17 protein-coding genes and 7 pseudogenes are annotated in these 21,403 nt (G+C 52.0%); 10 read left to right on the top strand and 14 right to left on the bottom strand.

From position 1 onward, the window contains the following. Nucleotides 1-39: 39 nt before the first annotated feature. A pseudogene (locus A4S02_RS06125) lies at nucleotides 40-714 on the bottom strand (ATP-binding cassette domain-containing protein); the annotation flags it as partial. Nucleotides 715-845: 131 nt separating this feature from the next. On the opposite strand from A4S02_RS06125, the gene A4S02_RS15000 reads away from it, so the two are divergent. Beyond that, nucleotides 846-1,794, top strand: a protein-coding gene (locus A4S02_RS15000; protein ID WP_265733701.1) for an IS630 family transposase whose coding sequence is annotated in 2 segments (ribosomal slippage) — nucleotides 846-1,186 and nucleotides 1,185-1,794 — 951 coding nt in all. Because the reading frame shifts where the segments join, the coding sequence is not laid out codon by codon here. Between the two features lie 17 nt (nucleotides 1,795-1,811). Here the strand turns inward: A4S02_RS15000 and A4S02_RS06110 are convergent. The 3 genes and pseudogenes from A4S02_RS06110 to A4S02_RS16390 all read right to left on the bottom strand — a co-directional run. Then, a pseudogene (locus A4S02_RS06110) lies at nucleotides 1,812-2,477 on the bottom strand (ABC transporter transmembrane domain-containing protein); the annotation flags it as partial. A 187-nt stretch (nucleotides 2,478-2,664) separates the two neighbouring features. Further along, complete coding sequence (locus A4S02_RS06105; protein WP_070323251.1) at nucleotides 2,665-4,050, bottom strand: IS1380 family transposase; 1,386 nt, start codon at nucleotides 4,048-4,050, stop codon at nucleotides 2,665-2,667. Nucleotides 4,051-4,143: 93 nt separating this feature from the next. Continuing rightward, nucleotides 4,144-4,353: pseudogene (locus A4S02_RS16390) on the bottom strand (hypothetical protein); the annotation flags it as partial. A gap of 200 nt (nucleotides 4,354-4,553) precedes the next feature. On the opposite strand from A4S02_RS16390, the gene A4S02_RS06095 reads away from it, so the two are divergent. Continuing rightward, complete coding sequence (locus A4S02_RS06095; RefSeq protein ID WP_070323249.1) at nucleotides 4,554-5,939, top strand: IS1380-like element IS1380A family transposase; 1,386 nt, start codon at nucleotides 4,554-4,556, stop codon at nucleotides 5,937-5,939. A 261-nt stretch (nucleotides 5,940-6,200) separates the two neighbouring features. Then, a complete protein-coding gene (locus tag A4S02_RS06090; RefSeq protein WP_070323248.1) occupies nucleotides 6,201-7,223 on the top strand; it encodes an IS110 family RNA-guided transposase in 1,023 nt (340 codons plus the stop codon). A 543-nt stretch (nucleotides 7,224-7,766) separates the two neighbouring features. On the opposite strand, the gene A4S02_RS06085 is transcribed toward A4S02_RS06090, so the two are convergent. Next, nucleotides 7,767-8,807 carry an IS110 family RNA-guided transposase gene (locus A4S02_RS06085; protein WP_070323247.1) on the bottom strand — a complete coding sequence of 347 codons (1,041 nt, stop codon included), beginning with the start codon at nucleotides 8,805-8,807 and terminating at the stop codon, nucleotides 7,767-7,769. A gap of 187 nt (nucleotides 8,808-8,994) precedes the next feature. On the opposite strand from A4S02_RS06085, the pseudogene A4S02_RS16065 reads away from it, so the two are divergent. The 3 genes and pseudogenes from A4S02_RS16065 to A4S02_RS16060 form a co-directional block, all read left to right on the top strand. After that, a pseudogene (locus A4S02_RS16065) lies at nucleotides 8,995-9,267 on the top strand (hypothetical protein); the annotation flags it as partial. Next, nucleotides 9,264-9,617, top strand: a complete 354-nt coding sequence (locus A4S02_RS06075) for an aromatic-ring hydroxylase C-terminal domain-containing protein (RefSeq protein ID WP_019087987.1) — start codon at nucleotides 9,264-9,266, stop codon at nucleotides 9,615-9,617. The pseudogene A4S02_RS16065 and the gene A4S02_RS06075, both read left to right, overlap by 4 nt. Nucleotides 9,618-9,670: 53 nt before the next feature. Then, on the top strand, nucleotides 9,671-9,886 hold the full coding sequence (locus A4S02_RS16060; RefSeq protein ID WP_070323245.1) for a hypothetical protein: 216 nt from the start codon (nucleotides 9,671-9,673) through the stop codon (nucleotides 9,884-9,886). Nucleotides 9,887-10,342: 456 nt separating this feature from the next. Here A4S02_RS16060 and A4S02_RS06065 read toward each other — a convergent pair whose 3' ends face one another. The 3 genes and pseudogenes from A4S02_RS06065 to A4S02_RS06055 form a co-directional block, all read right to left on the bottom strand. Continuing rightward, nucleotides 10,343-11,713: an MFS transporter gene (locus A4S02_RS06065; RefSeq protein WP_070323244.1), complete on the bottom strand. Its 1,371-nt coding sequence runs from the start codon at nucleotides 11,711-11,713 to the stop codon at nucleotides 10,343-10,345. Between the two features lie 255 nt (nucleotides 11,714-11,968). Further along, nucleotides 11,969-12,415, bottom strand: coding sequence for a hypothetical protein (locus A4S02_RS06060; RefSeq protein WP_019087990.1), 447 nt, complete (start codon nucleotides 12,413-12,415; stop codon nucleotides 11,969-11,971). A gap of 259 nt (nucleotides 12,416-12,674) precedes the next feature. Beyond that, a pseudogene (locus A4S02_RS06055) lies at nucleotides 12,675-13,688 on the bottom strand (IS5 family transposase); the annotation flags it as partial. A gap of 93 nt (nucleotides 13,689-13,781) precedes the next feature. On the opposite strand from A4S02_RS06055, the gene A4S02_RS06050 reads away from it, so the two are divergent. After that, a complete protein-coding gene (locus A4S02_RS06050) occupies nucleotides 13,782-15,167 on the top strand; it encodes an IS1380-like element IS1380A family transposase (RefSeq protein ID WP_070323243.1) in 1,386 nt (461 codons plus the stop codon). A 151-nt stretch (nucleotides 15,168-15,318) separates the two neighbouring features. Here the strand turns inward: A4S02_RS06050 and A4S02_RS16385 are convergent. The 6 genes and pseudogenes from A4S02_RS16385 to A4S02_RS14985 all read right to left on the bottom strand — a co-directional run. Beyond that, nucleotides 15,319-15,423, bottom strand: a pseudogene (locus A4S02_RS16385) (IS5/IS1182 family transposase); the annotation flags it as partial. A gap of 36 nt (nucleotides 15,424-15,459) precedes the next feature. Then, complete coding sequence (locus tag A4S02_RS06045) at nucleotides 15,460-15,918, bottom strand: SRPBCC family protein (RefSeq protein WP_070323242.1); 459 nt, start codon at nucleotides 15,916-15,918, stop codon at nucleotides 15,460-15,462. Nucleotides 15,919-15,947: 29 nt separating this feature from the next. Then, on the bottom strand, nucleotides 15,948-16,709 hold the full coding sequence (locus A4S02_RS06040) for an SDR family NAD(P)-dependent oxidoreductase (RefSeq protein ID WP_070323241.1): 762 nt from the start codon (nucleotides 16,707-16,709) through the stop codon (nucleotides 15,948-15,950). Between the two features lie 164 nt (nucleotides 16,710-16,873). Further along, on the bottom strand, nucleotides 16,874-17,509 hold the full coding sequence (locus A4S02_RS06035) for a TetR/AcrR family transcriptional regulator (protein ID WP_070323240.1): 636 nt from the start codon (nucleotides 17,507-17,509) through the stop codon (nucleotides 16,874-16,876). 63 nt (nucleotides 17,510-17,572) lie between these two features. Beyond that, a complete protein-coding gene (bdcA, locus tag A4S02_RS06030) occupies nucleotides 17,573-18,286 on the bottom strand; it encodes an SDR family oxidoreductase (protein WP_070323239.1) in 714 nt (237 codons plus the stop codon). Between the two features lie 92 nt (nucleotides 18,287-18,378). Further along, nucleotides 18,379-18,828: pseudogene (locus A4S02_RS14985) on the bottom strand (hypothetical protein); the annotation flags it as partial. A gap of 375 nt (nucleotides 18,829-19,203) precedes the next feature. On the opposite strand from A4S02_RS14985, the gene A4S02_RS06025 reads away from it, so the two are divergent. The 3 genes from A4S02_RS06025 to A4S02_RS06010 all read left to right on the top strand — a co-directional run bounded on the left by A4S02_RS06025 (nucleotide 19,204) and on the right by A4S02_RS06010 (nucleotide 21,358). Beyond that, nucleotides 19,204-19,578 carry a CoA transferase gene (locus tag A4S02_RS06025; protein ID WP_070323238.1) on the top strand — a complete coding sequence of 125 codons (375 nt, stop codon included), beginning with the start codon at nucleotides 19,204-19,206 and terminating at the stop codon, nucleotides 19,576-19,578. Between the two features lie 28 nt (nucleotides 19,579-19,606). Next, nucleotides 19,607-20,402 (top strand): IS5 family transposase gene (locus A4S02_RS14980; protein WP_208858925.1). Its coding sequence is split into 2 segments (ribosomal slippage): nucleotides 19,607-19,947 and nucleotides 19,946-20,402, totalling 798 coding nucleotides; the frame shifts between segments, so codons are not numbered across the junction. Continuing rightward, on the top strand, nucleotides 20,396-21,358 hold the full coding sequence (locus A4S02_RS06010; protein ID WP_228142482.1) for a formyl-CoA transferase: 963 nt from the start codon (nucleotides 20,396-20,398) through the stop codon (nucleotides 21,356-21,358). Before A4S02_RS14980 ends, A4S02_RS06010 begins: the two co-directional genes overlap by 7 nt. Nucleotides 21,359-21,403: the final 45 nt, after the last annotated feature.

Here is a 21,403-nt window from a genome sequence, read left to right as displayed (position 1 = left end):
CCATTACAAGTCTTGCGGCTTCTTCGATCCCTCTACGCGTTAGTTCATGTGCTGTTTCAGTATTTCATTACTCTGAAATCTATATACCGCATCTGCATGAGCAATTGTGGTTGGCCGATGAGCAACCATAATGCGTGTAATCTGCATATCATGAAGAGCGGAAGCTACGGCTTGTTCTGTTGTTTCATCTAAATGGCTTGTCGCTTCATCCAGAAATAAAATTTCAGGACGACGGTAAAGTGCTCTTGCAAGAATAATGCGTTGTTTTTGGCCGCCAGATAAGCCGCTGCCCATGTCTCCTACCAATGTTTCAAAACCCATTGGCATACGTTGTATATCGTGAAGAATGGCGGCTTTTTTTGCGCATTCCAGTAGCCATGGTTCATCAACATTTTCGGAAAAACCGCTTATATTGTCAGCAATAGATCCAGAAAATAAGCCATCATCCTGTAAAACACCTGCAATACGATTACGGTAACCCTCTAATGTGAGGGTGTTAATATCCGTACTGTTCAAGCAGATTGTGCCTTCGTCCGCCTGAATTAACCCCATAAGAGTTTTTAGAAATGTTGTTTTACCACAACCTGATGGCCCAATGATTGCAATGCTACTTCCTGCGGGAATATGAAGAGAAATGTTCTTAAAAACCCAAGGTTCATGCTTTCCGTAGCGAGCAGAAATGTGGGTGCATGTAAGGCTGCCTGCAGCTTGCTCCGCATGAAAGGGGGTATCGGTGATAATGGACGGAGAGCTAGAGCATAATCCGATCTAATAGGTTCATTTTAAGATTCCCATACTGGTCGAAATCTGATTCATACTATGTGCCGGTATGGAGGCCGGCCCGTATGACCCGAGCCCTGTCTGCTGACCTTCGCCGCCGCACGATTGCGGCTGTTGCCTCTGGCATGACCCGTCGTGCGGCGGCGGTTCGTTTTGGTGTGTCTTCGTCGAGCGTTATCCGCTGGGTTGCTGAGTGGCAGGCCAGCGGTCGTGACCATGCGCTTAAACAGGGCGGCGATCGCCGTTCTCACCGGATTGAAGCGTGGTCAACCTTCCTGCTGGCCGCGATTGAAACAAAGGCCGATATTTCCCTTGTCGAACTGGCGGAGACACTTGCAGCGGAACACGGTGTCCGCTTTGCGCCGAGCACGATCTGGCGCTGTCTCGACCGTCACGACATGACCATCAAAAAAAACGGCGCACGCCAGCGAGCAGACACGGCCCGACGTCGCACAGCAGCGCGAGGTCTGGTTTGACAGCCAGCCTGACCTTGATCCGACCCGTCTGATCTTCATCGACGAAACAGCCGTCTCAACGAAGATGGCTCGCCTGCGGGGGCGGTCACAACGGGGCACGCGCTGTCGGATGTCCGTGCCCCACGGGCACTGGAAAACCACGACGTTCATCGGCGGGCTGCGCCTCTCCGGCATGACAGCACCGATGATGCTGGACGGCCCAATGACCGGCGAATGGTTTGCCGCCTATACCCGCAAGGTGCTCGTTCCAACCTTATCACCGGGAGACGTCGTCATTCTGGACAATCTGCCCGCCCATAAAGGAGCCGTTGCCCGCGAGGCTGTGGAGGCAGTCGGCGCCAGGTTGTTGTTCCTGCCGCCCTACAGTCCTGATTTCAACCCGATCGAAAACATCTTCGCCAAAATGAAGGCGTGGATCAGACGGGTGGCACCGCGAACCCTCGACGCTCTTCAAAATACCGTCTGTGGAGCAATTGACGATATCTCTCATCGCCAGGCCGCCGCGTGCTTCACCGCCGCTGGATATGAACCAGACTGATCGGATTATGCTCTAGCTGCTTCAGGTGATGTCATAACAATATCAGACAAACGTTCTGTTTGAACATTCAGCATACGTAATTGAAAACCACTGCTTATTAAACTTCCAATACGCGTTGCAAATTGGTCTTTGTAGGTGAGAAAAGCCACAAGCATACCTACTGTCATTTGGCCTTTCATCACAGCACCTGCGCCCAGAATCATCATAATAAGACGGTCAGCTCCAAATATAAGATCTCCTATCCGACCATAAAACAAATCATAACGCTGTAAACGAAGCCTAATATTTATACTATCTACTAAAAGATTAAGCCATGTTGTGCGGCGTCGTTCACGTAACCCTAAAAGTTTTATGCTTGCCATGCCGCGAATTGTTTCAATAAAATGAGTTTGTTGACGAGCATCGACAACAATTTGTTCTTCTGAAATTTCTTTGTAAATATTATAGGTAAATAAACGCAGCAAAATATCCAAGCCTGTTGCCACCATGGCAACAATGCCTAGCCAACCACCATAAAGAAACAGCATAATGGCCATGCCGATAGCCATTATGCCATCCATAAAGGCTTGCACCATATCTGTAGTAATTGTTTTTTGAATTGTAGCTAAGGTATTAAAGCGCGAAAGAATATCCCCCACATGCCGCTTAGAAAAATAATCCAGTGGCAAACGGGAGAGGTGATCGACGCGGATTTCTCACACTTGAGGCAATTTCGGGTCATTTTGTAGAATTCAGTCATCCCACAGGAGCCCGATCTGGAATATTGACGATATTCTGCTTCTGGCGGCGGGTTCTGAACGCAGTGAGGGTGTCACGGCCTGAGAAGGCAGTGTTGGTGGAAGCTATGTGGTCTGTGCACTGTCTGTTTCTTCAGATGGCCTGCCGGAGCCTTCGCAATCGTGCATGAGCGAGGGCGAATTCATGCTGACAGGGGAACATGTCCGGCATGGACAGGACAATCCGACGGACGCTGAGCGTTACACGTGTCGCGATTTTGAGCAGTCGTGCGCGTATGGTGCCACAGGTCGCCGTCTCCAGGCTGGTCTGGCCAAGGGCCAGTCTTTGCAGAGCGGTCAGCAGGACATAGGCTGCGGCCGAGAACCACAGCCGGAGCTGGTTGGCCCGGATGGTGTGGGACGAGGTCCTGTCTGAGAACAGATCCATCTGGCATTCCTTGATGCGGTTTTCCATATCCCCGCGTGCGCAGTAAATCTGTTCGTAGAGATGGCGGGGGTCGGACATTCCCTGCGGTAGCGTGGTGACAATAAAGCGATGATAGCGGTTGCCATGGCGCCATTCGGCCTTGGCCACGACCCGCCTGCGGCGCGTCCAGCTGTCCTTTGTGATCCAGTCAAAGGAGGCAAAGCCGCGCGCAGCTCTGCCTGTCGTGGCGGCTTCGTCACGAACCTCAGCGGACAAAGAGGCAATCCGGTCATACAGGCGGGTGTTGCCTGCAAGCCCAAACAGGAAGTCAACGTGGTTGTCTTCGCACCATGTCATCAGACTGTCCCGGGCGAAACCGCTGTCCCCACGCACCAGGATACGCACCCGGGGCCAGCGGCTCCTGATCTGCTCCACGATCCGGCGGATGTCTGCCAGTGCTTCCTTCCCCGGGTCCCTGTCTGCCGTGCGCAGGGTAGCGCTGAGGAGATGGTCCCCGCAGAAGACATACAGGGGCAGATAGCAGTTATGGCCGTAATATCCATGAAAGGCGCGGCCTTCCTGATGGCCATGGATACGGTCATCGGTGGCATCCACATCCAGAACGATCCGGGCGGGTGCGCGCTCATGCTGGTCCATGAAAAGCGTCACGAACAGGGTAGCCAGGGCCTCATGATCAGCAATGATGCGGCAGTAACGATCTGCCTGCTGCCCACTGCGCTCCAACCGGTTCAGCGTGGATTTGCCTGCCAGTGCCGCACAGTTGGCCCGGCTTCCTGACAGACGTCCCGATACCAGACCCATGACAGGATCATGACGTAAAGCGTCATGGTCATTAAGGTCTTCATAGCCCAGTGCCAGGCCCATGATCCGCTGACGGACAAGGTCTTCAACCCGGTATTCCACAAAGCCGGGATGCCGTTCATCGCGAAAACAGGCAGCAAAGCGGCGGCTGAGCCCCAGAATGTCATCAGCCTGCTTCACCAGAATGACGCCCCCATCCGAACTCATGCGACCCCCGTCAAAACGGGCCACAACACGCCGTCCACAGGAGGCTGGAAACTCATACGCGCCTGCGCTACACTCTGTCTGCATCGGGTTCGTTTATTGCTTATGAAAAATTATTTTGTACAAAACAGACTTTTTCATAATCTAACCCGATGTACAACCCTTCTGTGAGATTTCCGCGTCGAATAAGCTGGTATTCCATTGCAAACCAACACGCGTTCCAAGCAGAATAATAGCCCATTGGCGAACACAGCCAATAAACATTTGCAAAAGCAGCAACAATCCTAAACCAACAGCAATAGTCACAAGAAGTTCGTGGTCTGAGGTGACAACCACTTCATCAATGACAACTTGGGACACCATAGGCACAATAAGTGCAATAATTTCTAGGGCCTGTTAGATCTTGAATTTCTTCCCATATTGTAGGGATGGAAGAAGGAGACAGAACAGGCACCTTTACGGACGAGACATGGGCGATCTGGGAACCTCTGATTGACGCGGAAATCTCACAGAAGGGTTGTACATCGGGTTAGATTATGAAAAAGTTTGTTTTGCACAAAAGAATTTTTCATAAGCTATAAGAAAACCCGATGCAGACAGAGTGTAGCGCAGGCGCGTATGAGTTTCCAGCCTCCTGTGGACGGCGTGTTGTGGCCCGTTTTGACGGGGGTCGCATGAGTTCGGATGGGGGCGTCATTCTGGTGAAGCAGGCTGATGACATTCTGGGTCTCAGCCGCCGCTTTGCTGCCTGTTTTCGCGATAAGCGGCATCCTGCCTTTGTGGAATACCGGGTTGAAGACCTTGTCCGTCAGCGGATCATGGGCCTGGCACTGGGCTATGAAGACCTTAATGACCATGACGCTTTACGTCATGATCCTGTCATGGGTCTGGTATCGGGACGTCTGTCAGGAAGCCGGGCCAACTGTGCGGCACTGGCAGGAAAATCCACGCTGAACCGGCTAGAGCGCAGTGGGCAGCAGGCAGATCGTTACTGCCGCATCATTGCTGATCATGAGGCCCTGGCTACCCTGTTCGTCACGCTCTTCCTTGACCAGCATGAGCACGCACCCGCCCGGATCGTTCTGGATGTGGATGCCACCGATGACCGTATCCATGGCCATCAGGAAGGCCGCGCCTTTCATGGATATTACGGCCATAACTGCTATCTTCCCCTGTATGTCTTCTGCGGGGACCATCTCCTCAGCGCTACCCTGCGCACGGCAGACAGGGACCCGGGGAAGGAAGCACTGGCAGACATCCGCCGGATCGTGGAGCAGATCAGGAGCCGCTGGCCCCGGGTGCGTATCCTGGTGCGTGGGGACAGCGGTTTCGCCCGGGACAGTCTGATGACATGGTGCGAAGACAACCACGTTGACTTCCTGTTTGGGCTTGCAGGCAACACCCGCCTGTATGACCGGATTGCCTCTTTGTCCGCTGAGGTTCGTGACGAAGCCGCCACGACAGGCAGAGCTGCGCGCGGCTTTGCCTCCTTTGACTGGATCACAAAGGACAGCTGGACGCGCCGCAGGCGGGTGGTGGCCAAGGCCGAATGGCGCCACGGCAACCGCTATCATCGCTTTATTGTCACCACGCTACCGCAGGGAATGTCCGACCCCCGCCATCTCTACGAACAGATTTACTGCGCACGCGGGGATATGGAAAACCGCATCAAGGAATGCCAGATGGATCTGTTCTCAGACAGGACCTCGTCCCACACCATCCGGGCCAACCAGCTCCGGCTGTGGTTCTCGGCCGCAGCCTATGTCCTGCTGACCGCTCTGCAAAGACTGGCCCTTGGCCAGACCAGCCTGGAGACGGCGACCTGTGGCACCATACGCGCACGACTGCTCAAAATCGCGACACGTGTAACGCTCAGCGTCCGTCGGATTGTCCTGTCCATGCCGGACATGTTCCCCTGTCAGCATGAATTCGCCCTCGCTCATGCACGATTGCGAAGGCTCCGGCAGGCCATCTGAAGAAACAGACAGTGCACAGACCACATAGCTTCCACCAACACTGCCTTCTCAGGCCGTGACACCCTCACTGCGTTCAGAACCCGCCGCCAGAAGCAGAATATCGTCAATATTCCAGATCGGGCTCCTGTGGGATGACTGAACTCTACAAAATGACCTGAAATTGCCTCAAGTGTGAGATGGGGTGGTTGCCGTCCTCCCCGCACGGCATCGCAATGTGCCAGAATGGTCGTTGGAAGAAACGACTGCGCGAAAGGACGGCAGATGAAGGATACAGTGATAGGCGTTGATCTGGCAAAGAACATTTTCCAGGTTCATGGAGCTTCGCGTGCGGGCGAGGTGATGTTTCGCAAAAAGCTGCGTCGTCAGCAGTTTATGCAGTTCATGGCCACGCAGCCGCCTGCTCTGGTCGTTCTTGAAGCGTGCGGGAGCGCGCATTACTGGGCTCGCGAACTGGCAGGAGCTGGTCACGAGGTCAGACTGATCGCTCCGCAGTATGTGAAGCCTTTCGTGAAGCGCCAGAAGAACGATGCTGCTGATGCGGAAGCGATCGTCATTGCGGCCCGTCAGCCGGAAATGCGCTTTGTCGAACCACGCACTGAAGCGCAGCAGGCGCGTGGCGTTCTTTTCCGGGCCCGGCAGCGTCTGGTGCACCAGCGCACGGAACTGGTGAATGCCCTGCGTGCCGTTCTGTATGAATTCGGTCTCGTCGTGCCACAGGGGATTGCGCATATCAGACACATTGAAGCATTGCTGGATGAGGCGGTTCTGCCAGAGGCTGTGAAGCAGGAATGCCTTGATCTGCTGCGACAGATTTCGGAGCAGAGTGTGCGGATTGATGTCAGAACAAAGAAGATCAGGATGCTTGCCCAGGAAAGTGAAAACACCTGCAGATTGCAGAGCATGCCTGGAGTGGGTCCTCTGACCGCTCTTGCGATTGAAGCTTTTGCGCCTGACCTGCAGAGCTTCCGGCGCGGGCGCGACTTTGCTGCGTGGCTGGGGCTGGTGCCCCGTCAGTTCTCATCTGGCGGAAAGGAAAGGCTGGGGAAGATATCAAAAGCCGGGCAGGCTGATATCCGCAGGCTTCTCATCATGGGCGCCATGACCCAGGTGAACTGGGCCAGCCGTAAGGCCCCTGCACCGGGAAGCTGGCTGGCACGGATGCTGGCCCGCAAGCCCCGTATGCTGGTAGCCATTGCGCTGGCCAACAGGATGGCACGAGCCATCTGGGCCATGGCAACAAAACAGGAGGATTATCGGGATCCGGCCCTGTCCGTGGCAGCCTGAGCGATGGCTCGGCTCCCGCGGATGGAACCGGTAGGGGTGTGAGAGGGCGATGACCTGAATGGGCGCATGATCGTCTGATCCGGATCGGAAAAACCAGTGGATTTCTCTGTGCTTTAAAGCACGCCTGTGAGATTTGGATCTGATCCGCTGATCACCATACTGGCCAGTGGCTTCTGAAAGGCCACATCAACAGGCCTTACAGAAGACCGCACACGATCACACGTCAATATGGGTCAGAAAACTCTTGCATAACGGACGGCAACCATATGTGGACGGCTCCCCCTTGCAAGGGGCTAGGCAAGAAAATGATCGGATCTTTGCTTCCATATGTCCGGCCTGTTGATGCGGCCATAGGGTCGCTGGCCAAGATGGCTTCCGCAGCGTGAGCCCCAAACACAGAAGCGGTCTTTGATGACCACTGGTTGCCACGGGTTTTCTCACGCCATGGATCGATCGATCACACCATCTGCTCTATTACTTGCAAGCCACGACCTCAGCTCGGCACGAGAGCGTCAAATGTCAGCGCATCGTGCCAGGCTAAGCTCAAACAGCAGCTGCGCCGGGTTGCTGCAGAAGGCGCTTATAGTGTTCGCCGCTGACCATCAGTTTCCAGGCAATCCGCGCAATCTTATTGGCAAGGGCCACCGCTGCGAGTTTCGGTTTTTTGCGCTCCAGCAATTCACGTAACCAAGATGAGGCATTCTTCCCATTGGTCCGCCGGGCATGCGACACGACTGCGGTCGCGCCAACCACCAGCGTGCTTCGCAAGACCTCATCGCCAGCGCGTGTGATTCTGCCAAGCCTTGTTTTTCCACCGGTTGAGTGATCCCTGGGCGTCAATCCGATCCAGGCCGCAAAGGCTCGACCCGATTTGAACAGATGCGGATCAGGCGTTTTCATCATCAGCAGCGCTGCGCCGATCGGGCCAACGCCCGGAATTTTCGCAAGACGCTGACTGCATTCGTTGGCGCGGTGCCATGCCATCACCTTGCCCTCAAGCTGTTCGATTTCACCTTGCAATTCAGCATATTCCTTTGCGTGAAGGGCAAACAACTCGCGCGTCAATGTGGGCAGGCTTTCGTCCGCAGCGATCCGATCAAGGAGTGCCTCAATCCGGCACATGCCTTTGGGCGCCATGATCCCAAACTCGGCAGCATATCCCCGGATCGTATTGGCGAGCTGTGTGCGGTTCCGGATAAGTCGTGCCCGCATTCCAATCAGCATCAACGCTGCCTGCTCTTCCTCGCTCTTGAGCGGGACGAACCGCATTGTAGGCCGACTCATCGCTTCACAGAGGGCTTCCGCGTCGGCGGCATCGTTTTTCCCGCGCTTGACATAAGGCTTCACGAGCTGCGGCGCGATCAGCTTCACTGTGTGTCCCAGACACGAGAGCACCCGCCCCCAGTAATGGGAGGCGCCACAGGCCTCAATCGCGATTTCAATCGGGGGCAGTTTCTCAAAAAACTTTACCATCTCCCGGCGGGATAGCTTCCTGCGCAAAACAGGCTGCTCCTTCGCGTTTACACCGTGCAATTGGAAAACACTTTTTGACGTGTCCATGCCAATACGGATAATTTGTTCCATGGGTGGCCTCCTCTGTGAATTCTGCAACGACTTCACCTTGGCACATCGCGATGCCGTTGGGAGCCGTCCACCCCATCACAGAAGCACAGAAGCATTTCCATCGGTTTTGATTATCTTCACCTCAACAGATAAGGAGCTCTGACAGAAACGGCTTGATCTCAACCATCATGAGGCTCTCACATAATTGCAAACGATCAGCGAACAGAGGACTATCCTGACCTACAGCGATGAAGATCTTGAGCGCATCAGTTGGGTTGTACTTAGTGTGAATTTCACAATTGAGCCGGAAGAACCTCCTAACTGGGGCCACTTTCCAACTTTGCGGGCGTTCTGGTCTGCCATCCTACACGTTTTTGAAAATGACTCCGAAGTGCGTGCGGGGGAAAGCTTTTTCCGAACGAATAGTGGAAGACATTTAAGTGTGGAACAAGGAATGACATCCTGTCTTTTCCTGATGTGAACCGGCGCATTGCAGGGGAAATTTCAGGATTTGATGTGGCCTATGGCTATAACAAGGTTGTGCCAGAAAATCTTCCCACGCATTTGGTTTCTGGAAAGCGGGTTCTGGATGTCAATCTGATTGTCGAAAATCAGTCCATGACGCTCTATCGCCTCATGGAAAAAGGGGATTGGGTACATCTAACGCTGTCATCGGTAAAACACGATCAGCCGGATTATCCAGAATGGCTGCGGTCGGATAGTGTAAAGCAGATTACGGGGCAGATTGTTGGTGATAGTCCATCTTTTTCCGGCGTTTCTGGTGTGTTGATCCGGCCAGATGGGTATGCCCACAGTGTTAGCATGGACTGAAGAGCAAAAAACATACGCTTTATTGGCATCAATAATTGCACAGGACGAACAACATGGCGCAGAATCCTGGTATCCCTTCTTTAAAAGATTATGGAATTTCTCGTTTTTTCCAGAACCAAACCTTTCATTTTCAGAATCTCCGCGTTTTGAATGATATTGCCGCAAGAGGGGGCGATCTGAACGAAGTCTTGATGGCAATCAGCACCATTCCCGATGGCGATACGGATACATGGTTTGACGCATTTTCCAAACATATGGTTCCAACCTGAAAATACGATTTTGATTGGTATGAGCATGGGGGGGGCTATCTTGCGCCCCGTGCTGCCGCTTTTGACCCTCGGATTACCGGTGTTGTGGCTCACGATGTCCTGATTTTTGTCGGGGAACGTGATCATTTCGTTCCTGCCTGCTCAAGCAGACGATTTTACCAAGACCTGTACCGCTGCAAGATCAGTTGAAACTATTTTCTTCGATACACTTTCCGAAGGGGCAGAGCATTGTCAGCTTGGTGCCCAGACACTTTGGCACGCAGTATTCTTGAGTTGGATGATTTGTAAATTCTGCTGAAAATGCATCTGATTTTTTCATAACTGTCTCTGAAAAAATCAGATGCTAATGCCATCATGCCTTCTGGCGTGGTCGGCCTTATATTGTCTTGTAGAAGGCATGATGTGCGTAGGTTTTTGCGGACAGGGAGAGGTTTATCAACTGAATGGCACAACATCTCATGATTTTTGGTGATGATGCTCATCTCGAATGGCACGGCGTGAAACGCTCAGGATAGCACCAGTAAGGGCAAATACTGTTGCCAGTTCAAGACAATGAACGGCCCCAGAACTTCCTTCCGACAAACCAAAAACCAATGCTACCAAGGCTGAGCCCAGCGCCCAGCCCATTGTGCGGGCTACAGCCAGCATACCGCTGGCAGCGCCACTGCGAGTTGTTGGGCCAGAAGTCATGACCGTGAGGTTGTTGGGTGTTTGGTAGAAGCCAAACCCAATGCCGCATAACCCCATACGCCAAGCAACATCCCAAAATGCTGGGTGTGCAGGCATAATACTCAACATGGTTAATCCAGCGGCCAGAATAGTCAGCCCAATACTGCTTAAAACAGATGCTGGGTGGCGGGCGGCCAACCGTCCAGCAAAAGGGGCTGCCACGGCAACAAGCAACGGCCAAGGTGTAACAAGCAAGCCAGTTGTGACGGCAGACTGATGCATAACGGTTTGAAATAGAAATGGCAGTGCAACATAGGCCAGAATTTGTGCTGCGTAGGCACAAACAGATGTAAGGATGGAGAGCGAAAACAGTGGAATGGCCAGAAGATCAAGGGGGAGCATAGGGGCCTTCTGGCGGCGCTGTTGCATATACAGCAGAATGGCGCACAGAAAGCCTGCTCCGATTTCAATACCAGCCCATCTGGGTTCTTTTTGCCCTAACGCATCAACACCAAGAACGCCTAGCCCCAGAGCGCCAACATTCAATAAAGCGCCCATCCAATCGAATGCAAACGAACGGCGAGGACTATGTGGCGCAACCCGTAGGAAAAGAGGCACCGCTATAAGGCCGATTGGCAGATTGATCAGAAACAACCAAGGCCACGTAGCAACGGATAAAACTGCAGCAGCCAATGTAGGGCCAGTAGCAGCGGAAATGGCAACAGCAAGTGCAATTGTTGCGAAGGCCTTATGTAAAAGATCTCGCGGGTAAACGCTTCTTACGAGTGCACCGCTTAGCGCAGCCATACAGGCACCGCCAATGCCTTGTAAAACGCGTGAACCAACAAGAAGACCAATAGACCCAGAAAGCGCACAGGCCAGAGAAGCCGCGGTAAACAGCGCCAGACCAAAACCATATATTCTTTTAAGGCCAAGAGATTCAGCCAATGCAGCGGCAGGTAGCAAACTAACAGCAACAGCGAGTTGATAGCCGTTAACAATCCAGACCGTAAGTGTTTCGCTACATGAAAGATCTCGTGCAATGGTCGGAAGGGCGATATTGGCAATGGCGCCATCCAGCCCTCCCAATACAATTCCAAGCACGGCGCAAAGCATAACCAAGCGGCGTTGGGTATCGGAAACCGGTTGATTATTCATGGGGAAGAAAAACCTGAAAACAATGTGTTTTGCGGATGTTTGCTGATGGGGTGGTTAAATATTGGAGAGATCATAAAGGTTACCGGCTTCCTGATAATGAACATGCAGCTTTGTGTCTTGCAAGAAAATACGAACATTTTACCGCCTTCGACAATTCGTATTTACAAGGTTGCATATATCAACACATTTCCGTGGACTATATTCTCAAAGGAAGCTGTCCCAACAGGTGTGCATCTGCGAAAAAAATGCATGAAGTTACTGTCTTATGCCACTGCTGGAGCTAAAATTTGAGGTGGAAAAACTATGGCTCAGCACAATACCGTTGTTAAATACGATAGTAAGTGTTTTGCTTTTGTTGTTTGATTTTTCTCCAAGCATACCCAGCCCAACAACATCCTGAGCTATTGAGAGACCATCTTCTCTGCCAGCCGTAAAACTATAAACCCAGAACTCATAGCCGTTTTCATAACCCTTCTGCCCGGGTTCACCGTAAATCTGATACACTTGGGATACAGTTGTCAGGCCATCATGAATATTCTGGTTAACTTCTGTAAGTGTTGTGTGTTTTATGGAAACATCACCCGTAGATGTGCAGGCACTCGCACTGGCAATAATAGCCAGGGCCACGGCAGCTCTCATGATCTTCATTCTGTAATCTGTCCTTTTATCTATGTATTTTCTGTATACTCCATTGTATTGCATCAATACAGATGATCTATCTGGACGTTACGGCTAACTTACTAAATGTGATTTTTTCACTAACTGGATATCGACTTAATTTACAGTCGAAATGACAGCGATTATTTGCCCAAAAGCTTGTTTGCCAGCTGGAGGGATCGAAGAACCCTTGATTGATACGCTTGGCTGGTGATTTCAGGTTTTTGGCGATTTGATTGACTACTTTTGGGTTCGTTTTCGATCTGCGTTTTGAGCAGATTGAGTGCTGCCCCCCGCTGGATTGCTATGCATTCGCGCTGATCCGCTCCAGGAAGAGGAAGCGGCGCATATTATAGACGATATTGGCCAACCCGATCCTCATGGTGGCCCGCGTTATGCCGACGGTTCGGACGAACAGCCCGGTCTGTGATTTCTGATCAGCAAAGACATGCTCGACACGCGACCGGATAACGGACTTTCCGGCGTTGGATTTCTGGATATGCCTGGGCATAGGCTTGAGATGCGGCTTTTTGCGATGAACCTTGGAAACAAAGCCCTGCTTTTCCATGAAGTCTTCGTTGGCTTTTGAGCGATAGGCCGTGTCGGCCCAGACACTTGAGGCCGTATTGGTTTTATCCAGAAGCCCCTCTCTCAATCGCGCGCCATCACTGGCAGCGGCATGCGTTGTTTTCCATTTGCGGATGAACCGGTATTTCCGACCGATGGAAACATGCGATTTATAGCCAAAGAACGGGATGGCGAGATCGCTGGAGGGCATGGTTCCATCATCCTGCCGCTTCGCCTTCGTGAACTTCAGTGTCCAGCGCGCATGACGATCCTTGTGCGACAGCTTTGCGGGTTTGTCCTGCCAGTCTTCAGGAATACGTCCTTCCCGAAGATCGGCTTTCTCTGCGTTGGTGTTCCGCTGCTTTGGAGCAGCTACCAGTGTGGCATCCAGGATCTGGCCTGACATCGGTAAATACCCGGCGTTGCGCAGGGTCGCATCAAAGCGGTTGAACAGCCCTTCGATCGCACCCGCCTGGGTCAGACGCTCGCGGAACAGCCAGACCGTTTTGGCATCCGGCACCCGATCCGAAAGTCCCAGACCAAGGAAACGCATAAAGGAGAGGCGATCGTTGATCAGATATTCCGTCCGCTCATCAGACAAATTGTTGAGCGTCTGGATCACCAGAATTTTGAACATCAGCACCGGATCAAATGGCGGTCGTCCGCCTTTGCTTCCGTCAGAATACGCCAGAGCCTTCTCCAGGTCAGGGCGGAAGACTTCAAAATCCACAGTCCGGGAAAATGCTTCGACGCGGAAATCTCACAGAAGGGTTGTACATCGAGTTAGATTATGAAAAAGTCTATTTTGTGTAAAAGAAATTTTCGTAAGCTATAAGAAAACCCGATGCAGACAGAGTGTAGCGCAGGCGCGTATGAATTTCCAGCCTCCTGTGGACGGCGTGTTGTAGCCCGTTTTGACGGGGGTCGCATGAGTTCGGATGGGGGCGTCATTCTGGTGAAGCAGGCTGATGACATTCTGGGGCTCAGCCGCCGCTTTGCTGCCTGTTTTCGCGATAAGCGGCATCCCGGCTTTGTGGAATACCGGGTTGAAGACCTTGTCCGTCAGCGGATCATGGGCCTGGCACTGGGCTATGAAGACCTTAATGACCATGACGCTTTACGTCATGATCCTGTCATGGGTCTGGTATCGGGACGTCTGTCAGGAAGCCGGGCCAACTGTGCGGCACTGGCAGGAAAATCCACGCTGAACCGGTTGGAGCGCAGTGGGCACAAGGCAGATCGTTACTGCCGCATCATTGCTGATCATGAGGCCCTGGCTACCCTGTTCGTCACGCTCTTCCTTGACCAGCATGAGCACGCACCCGCCCGGATCGTTCTGGATGTGGATGCCACCGATGACCGTATCCATGGCCATCAGGAAGGCCGCGCCTTTCATGGATATTACGGCCATAACTGCTATCTTCCCCTGTATGTCTTCTGCGGGGACCATCTCCTCAGCGCTACCCTGCGCACGGCAGACAGGGACCCGGGGAAGGAAGCACTGGCAGACATCCGCCGGATCGTGGAGCAGATCAGGAGCCGCTGGCCCCGGGTGCGTATCCTGGTGCGTGGGGACAGCGGTTTCGCCCGGGACAGTCTGATGACATGGTGCGAAGACAACCACGTTGACTTCCTGTTCGGGCTTGCAGGCAACACCCGCCTGTATGACCGGATTGCCTCTTTGTCCGCTGAGGTTCGTGACGAAGCCGCCACGACAGGCAGAGCTGCGCGCGGTTTCGCCTCCTTTGACTGGATCACAAAGGACAGCTGGACGCGCCGCAGGCGGGTCGTGGCCAAGGCCGAATGGCGCCACGGCAACCGCTATCATCGCTTTATTGTCACCACGCTACCGCAGGGAATGTCCGACCCCCGCCATCTCTACGAACAGATTTACTGCGCACGCGGGGATATGGAAAACCGCATCAAGGAATGCCAGATGGATCTGTTCTCAGACAGGACCTCGTCCCACACCATCCGGGCCAACCAGCTCCGGCTGTGGTTCTCGGCCGCAGCCTATGTCCTGCTGACCGCTCTGCAAAGACTGGCCCTTGGCCAGACCAGCCTGGAGACGGCGACCTGTGGCACCATACGCGCACGACTGCTCAAAATCGCGACACGTGTAACGCTCAGCGTCCGTCGGATTGTCCTGTCCATGCCGGACATGTTCCCCTGTCAGCATGAATTCGCCCTCGCTCATGCACGATTGCGAAGGCTCCGGCAGGCCATCTGAAGAAACAGACAGTGCACAGACCACATAGCTTCCACCAACACTGCCTTCTCAGGCCGTGACACCCTCACTGCGTTCAGAACCCGCCGCCAGAAGCAGAATATCGTCAATATTCCAGATCGGGCTCCTGTGGGATGACTGAATTCTACAAAATGACCCGAAATTGCCTCAAGTGTGAGAAATCCGCGTCGAGCTGATCACCAAGCCCGCTCAAGCGGGCAAGCCGTTCTTCAACATCAAAGAAACCCGGCTGCTTCATCTTTCATCATCCCCAATCAACTAAGGGGAAATGGAATCACAGAGCAGACCTCAATACCAGGGGGTTTTTCGAACCCTCCAGCTTATCAAATGCGGGTTGGTAAATCAGCGTGGGCATTCGTGCCTGCATTGCGGCAGCATGGTCTGGATTAGTCTCAAATTGCCCTTTCCAGCGGATAAAAGTGCGGTCACCATCTGTAACAGGCAGTAATCGGATCGTTGAACGATAGTTCCAGATGGGGAGTGCAGATTCAATGATCGAAAATGTTACGGCATAATCCGTATCGGACAGAGCAAGCAGTTGTTCGCGAATAAGGCCGACATCGTCCATCTCAAGCCGCCGAATAGCACCTACGCGATCGCCCGGATCATCCCCTTCAATCTGGCAGCTTTTCACCCCCGGTAACCATTGCCCAATGGATCCGAAATCTCGGAGGAGGGGCCAGACGGATGTAACGGGTGCGTTGAGAATGCTGCTAGCCATAACGTCTATCATCATATTTTCCTGATCGCTGTTGGGTTGTATTAAAGTGACTGGCCACCAGTGACTTCAATTCGCTGACCATTCACCCAGTGCATGTTGTCAGACAAAAGGGCTGCAACGGCTGCACCAATGTCATCCGGCTGCCCGACGCGCCCAAGAGGTGTGATCTCTGCCAGACTTTTATTGACCGCGGAGTTGTCGCGTACCAGCCCACCGCCAAAATCCGAGGCTATGGCGCCGGGTGCCACAGCATTGACGGTAATGCGGCGTTCCCCCAGTTCCTTTGCCATGTAAAGCGAGATTACTTCGGTCGCACCTTTCATGGCCGAGTAGGGCCCATGGTCTGGCAAATAGAAGCGTGTGGCCGCCGAGGTAATGTTGAGAATACGCCCGCCATCACAAATCAGCGGCAGAAGGGCCACTGTCAGCAGATATGGTCCCTTGAAGTGAATGTTGTATTGATTATCAAGTTGTTCGGGCGTTGCTGCATCAAAACGAGTGTGGATGATGTTGCCAGCATTCTGCACAATATATTTTAACGTAGATCCAGCAAATTCTTCGTCAAGAAGTTTTCTGACTTGTGCAGTAAACGCGGCAAAAGTGGTATGGTCTGAAATATCTAATTTCAGCATGCGCAATTTGGCTTTGTCGGTGCTGAGTGCTCTTTCTGCCGCTTGAGCTTCGGCTTCATTAGCGTGATAGGTACCAATCACATTAGTGCCCGCTGCAATCAGATGTTTTGCGATACTATATCCGATCCCGCGATTGGCCCCCGTAACAAGGGCTGCGTAATTCTGGTTCATGATCGTTTTCCTTTGACAAGGTTTGTAAAAAGCAGATGCGTAGGGTGTCTTCCCAAACTTAAGGAACAGTCGGTACAGAAATAGAGTAGTTCGTCAACATTTTATGGAACGGTTGATACATATAAAATTAGTGAAAGAGCAGCCGATGAAAAGATTGGAGTAGCTTATTGATGGCTAGAACTGCGTTTGGCGTTTTTTACTGCGAGGCTGTCCCAGACCTGCATGAGCGTTGTAATGGCTGCATCCAGTTTCTTGGCTTTGTCACCATCTCTGGCTTCGCAGGCCATGCCGTGGAAAAAAGTTGTGAACAGGGTAGGGAGCGTTTCGGTTGTGGGTGAGGCTGTCAGCTTTCCATCTGCCACAGCCCGATCTACACAAGCTTTTATGCCCTTTCGGGTACGTTCTCGTTCAGCAGCTAAAAGCGTCTGCACAGACTGGTTTTCTGGTGAACAATTGCAGGCCCCCAGCACAATCAGGCACCCAGTAGGATGAGAGCGTGTTGTCTGCATGCGGGCGGATCGTCGCAATGTCTGTTCGATGGCATCACGTGGTGCAAGTGTTTCATCCGATAGGGGCGCCATAACCTGCCCGTAAGTTTCCAGATAACGCTGCACAGCTTCACGGAACAGCGCTTCCTTGGAGCCAAACGCAGCGTAAAAACTGGCAGGCGAAATATTACCCATGCAGGCCTTGAGCTGATTTAGTGACGTCGGCTCATAACCCTGCGTCCAGAACAGCGTTAGCGCAGCATCCAGCGCTTTGTCCCGATCAAACTCGCGCGGCCGTCCTGTCCGGGCCATATCTTGTCTCCGTTCGTGTGAAACTCTTTCTATACTAATTGATACGGAAGTAGATTGCCAGAATTACGCGCTGAAACCACCATCAATGGTCTGCATAGCTCCAGTAATGCCACGTGCCGCGTTGCTGGCTAGAAACGACACATAAGCTGCAACATCATCTGCGGAGCCATGCTCCTTGATAGCCATAACGCTATGCATGAGATCTGCTTGTGGGCCATTGGCTGGGTTCATATCCGTATCCGTTGGTCCGGGCTGGATAACATTTACGGTGATATGGCGGTCGCCAAAATCCCGTGCTAAGCCGCGAACCATGCTTTGTAGGGCAGATTTTGTCATGCTGTAAGCAGCCAAACCTTTGAAGGGTACGCGATTGGCATTTGTAGAACCTATCAGAATGATTCGCCCCCCATCCGGCATGGAGCGGGCTGCTTCAACCGTACAATGATAGGCTGCGCGAATATTGATATCTATCATGCGATCGACGTCATCAGGATTGAGTGTCAATGGGTCGCCAGCAATGCATATCCCGGCGTTGAAGACGAAAATGTCGGTAGGGCCAGCATTCCGCGTGACAGAAAGCATTTCTGAACGGTCGGTTGCATCTGCCTGAATAGCTTCTGCTCCAGTTTGGCGGGCAAGATCCTCGGCTTTTGTGCGTGAGCCTGCCCATGTAAAGCGTACTGATGCACCTTCTTTAGCTAAACGTTTGACGATTGCGGCTCCGATCCCTCGGCTGCCACCAATGACGAGAGCCTTTTTGCCTGAAAATTCTGCCATGTCGTATTTCTCCCCATTATGTATCGATCATTACAGAATAGGAGGGTACTAAGATGCAAGCTAATTCTGCATCGAACGTTATGGAATGTCATTTTCTTTTTTTCGCCTTCAGCACTCACGCTGAATTTTTGGTAAACGCCTAAAGCAATCACCATAAATGTGGCGACTATTAATAACGCAGCAGGATAAAGAATATCTTCTGGAGCTTTGCCACTTCTTTCAAAAACGCCAACCAATCCTTCAATAAATACTGCAATAATGATCGTTGTCATGAATTTGGTTAGACTGATTCGAGCTTCACCTAATGATTGCTTTTCTTTGGGCCGCAGTACTTCTTCTTCAATAAAATATTTTGCAACATCAAAAACAGCAATAGCAATAACGACGTAACTAATGGCCTGAACGATTTCTTCTCTCCCATCATCAAGAGAGACTATGAAGGCTGAAACAAGACCTATCGTTCCAGATATAATGAGGAGAGTGGCTAATATTATTAAAAACACACTCGCCACAAAAAATGCTAATCTGGAAATGATTGTTATGGCGTTAATTTGAATGATCCTTCATAAGGTAATTCAGCCATAAGATAACGTTATTTTTGTAAAAAAGTTCCTTACAATTTTACACCCATTTTTTATTCTGGCGGGTATGACTTATAAGCAAACAGGCAATATTCGTGTGGTTTATACTCCTTGTGAGTGTTCGAAACTGGACAATGCCTTGATCGTATAATTGTTTAATAATATAATTATAAAAAACGCATATATAATAAATAATTTATCAAATTTTTGATATGTATCAAAAGATTACCGTCCCATCCTATGATACTTATTGCAGTACGCTAATAAATGGCGCGCGCTTGGTAATTATAAAATTACCAGCCGTTGCTCAATAGATAGCTGATGGAAGGTAAAACTATGAGCACGACATCAGAAAATTCTAAACCTCTCGATGGTATTAAGGTTATTGATTTTGGGGGAGTGCAGTCGGTTCCATCTGCCGCGCAGTTGCTGGCTTGGTATGGCGCGGATGTCATTAAAATTGAGCGTGTAGGTGTGGGCGATATTACGCGCAACCAGTTGCGGGATATTCCGGATGCGGATGCACTCTATTTTACGATGCTGAATTGCAACAAGCGTTCTGTTGAATTGAATACAAAAACGCCAGAAGGTAAGGCGGTATTTGAAAAGTGCATCAAGTGGGCTGATATTCTGCTTGAAAATTTCCGCCCCGGAGCCATGGAGCGTATGGGGTTTACATGGGAATACCTACAGCAGCTTAGGGCCTGTTAGATCTTGAATTTCTTCCCATATTGTAGGGATGGAAGAAGGAGACAGAACAGGCACCTTTACGGACGAGACATGGGCGATCTGGGAACCTCTGATTGAGGCGGTTCGCCCAAGGGGCAAGACGCCGCCCCATGATCTGCGGCGTACGATAGCAGCAATTTTCTGGCGTCATGAGAATGGCGCGAAATGGCGGAGCATCCCCGCTGAACTGGGTCCATGGTGGCGGGCGGCGCAGCTTTTCATCCGCTGGGCGAAACTCGGCGTATGGGAACGCCTGCTCGAACTGGTTCAGGAACAACAGGGAGTGGCGTTCGGAATGACTTTTCTGGATGGTACGAACATCAGGGCTCACCACAAGGCGGCGGGAGCCCAAAAAAGGGGCCTCTTTCGAAGAGCGGGACCATCGTGAAGCACTTGGCCGCTCTCGCGGCGGCTATGGCACGAAAGTCTGCGTGATCGCTGATGGACATGGAAAAGCCTTCGGTTTTGCGCTGGCCCCCGGACAGGCTCATGAACTGCCCCTGGCACCAGCCATGCTCGACAACCTTCCCGCCATTCCCCTGTGGGTAGTGGCGGACAAGGGCTATGCGTCGAATGCCTTTCGTGAACGGATATGGGACATGGGAGCCCGGCCCGCCATTCCTGCGAAACGACGCGATGGGCCGGTCGCCTGCCCAAAATGGGCCTATCGGTGTCGACATCTTGTCGAGAACCTCTGGGCTCGCCTCAAGGAGTGGCGCGCTGTCGCAACCAGATACGAGAAAACCGCAGCGTCGTTCCTGGCCGTCATACACATCGCTGCAGCCGCAGACTGGATCAAGTGCTAACAGGCCCTAATCCTCGTCTGATCTACGGCACAGTTAAAGGGTTTGGTGATAATTCCCCGTGGGCGGGGGTGAGCGCATATGAAAATGTTGCACAATGTGCAGGCGGTGCAACATCCACAACTGGTTATTGGAATGGTACGCCACTTGTTGATGGTCAGGCACCGGGTAATAATAATGGACCTTTGGTAAGTGCAGCAGCTTTGGGTGATAGTAATACCGGTAACCATTTGCTGATTGGCGTGCTGGCAGCTCTGTTTGGCCGTGAACGGACAGGGAAGGGCCAGAAAATCAGCGTTTCTATGCAGGATGCTGTGCTGAACCTATGCCGTGTTAAGCTGCGTGATCAGCAGAGGTTGGAACGTGTAGGATATCTGGAAGAGTATCCGCAATATCCAAATGGCAAATTTGGAGACACAGTGCCTCGTGGCGGGAATGCTGGCGGCGGTGGTCAGCCTGGCTGGATCTTGAAGTGCAAGGGCTGGGAAACTGACGATAACGCCTATATTTATTGCACTGTGCAAGAACAGGATTGGGGCCCAACCTGTGATGCTATAGGCAAACCTGAATGGGCGACGGATCCCAAATACAATACGGCAAAAGCCCGTGAAACGCACATGTTTGAAATTTTTGCCGCGATTGAAAAAGCTATTGCGGATAAAACAAAATATGAAGCAGTGGCGCATCTGGCCAAGTATCGTGTGCCTTGTTCACCAGTGTTGTCCATGAAAGAAATTGCCGAGGCTCCAGATCTGCGTGAATCTGGAACAATTGTTGAAGTGCAGCAGCCGAAGCGCGGTTCTTTCCTGACGATTAATCCAATTAAATTCAGCGGTTTCACGCCCGAAATCAAGGCAGCCCCCTTGCTAGGGCAGCATACGGATGAGGTGCTGGCTGAACTAGGTTACACGGCTGAAGAAATCAAAAACCTGCGTGATAAGAAAATTACCAGCGCATAACGCAGCCATTGTGAAAAGTGACTGCATCTTAGAGTGTTAAATCTA

Source organism: Acetobacter ascendens, assembly GCF_001766235.1.
GTDB lineage: Bacteria > Pseudomonadota > Alphaproteobacteria > Acetobacterales > Acetobacteraceae > Acetobacter > Acetobacter ascendens.
Note: the sequence above shows the minus strand (reverse complement) of the source record. Positions and strands in the feature narration are given on the sequence as shown.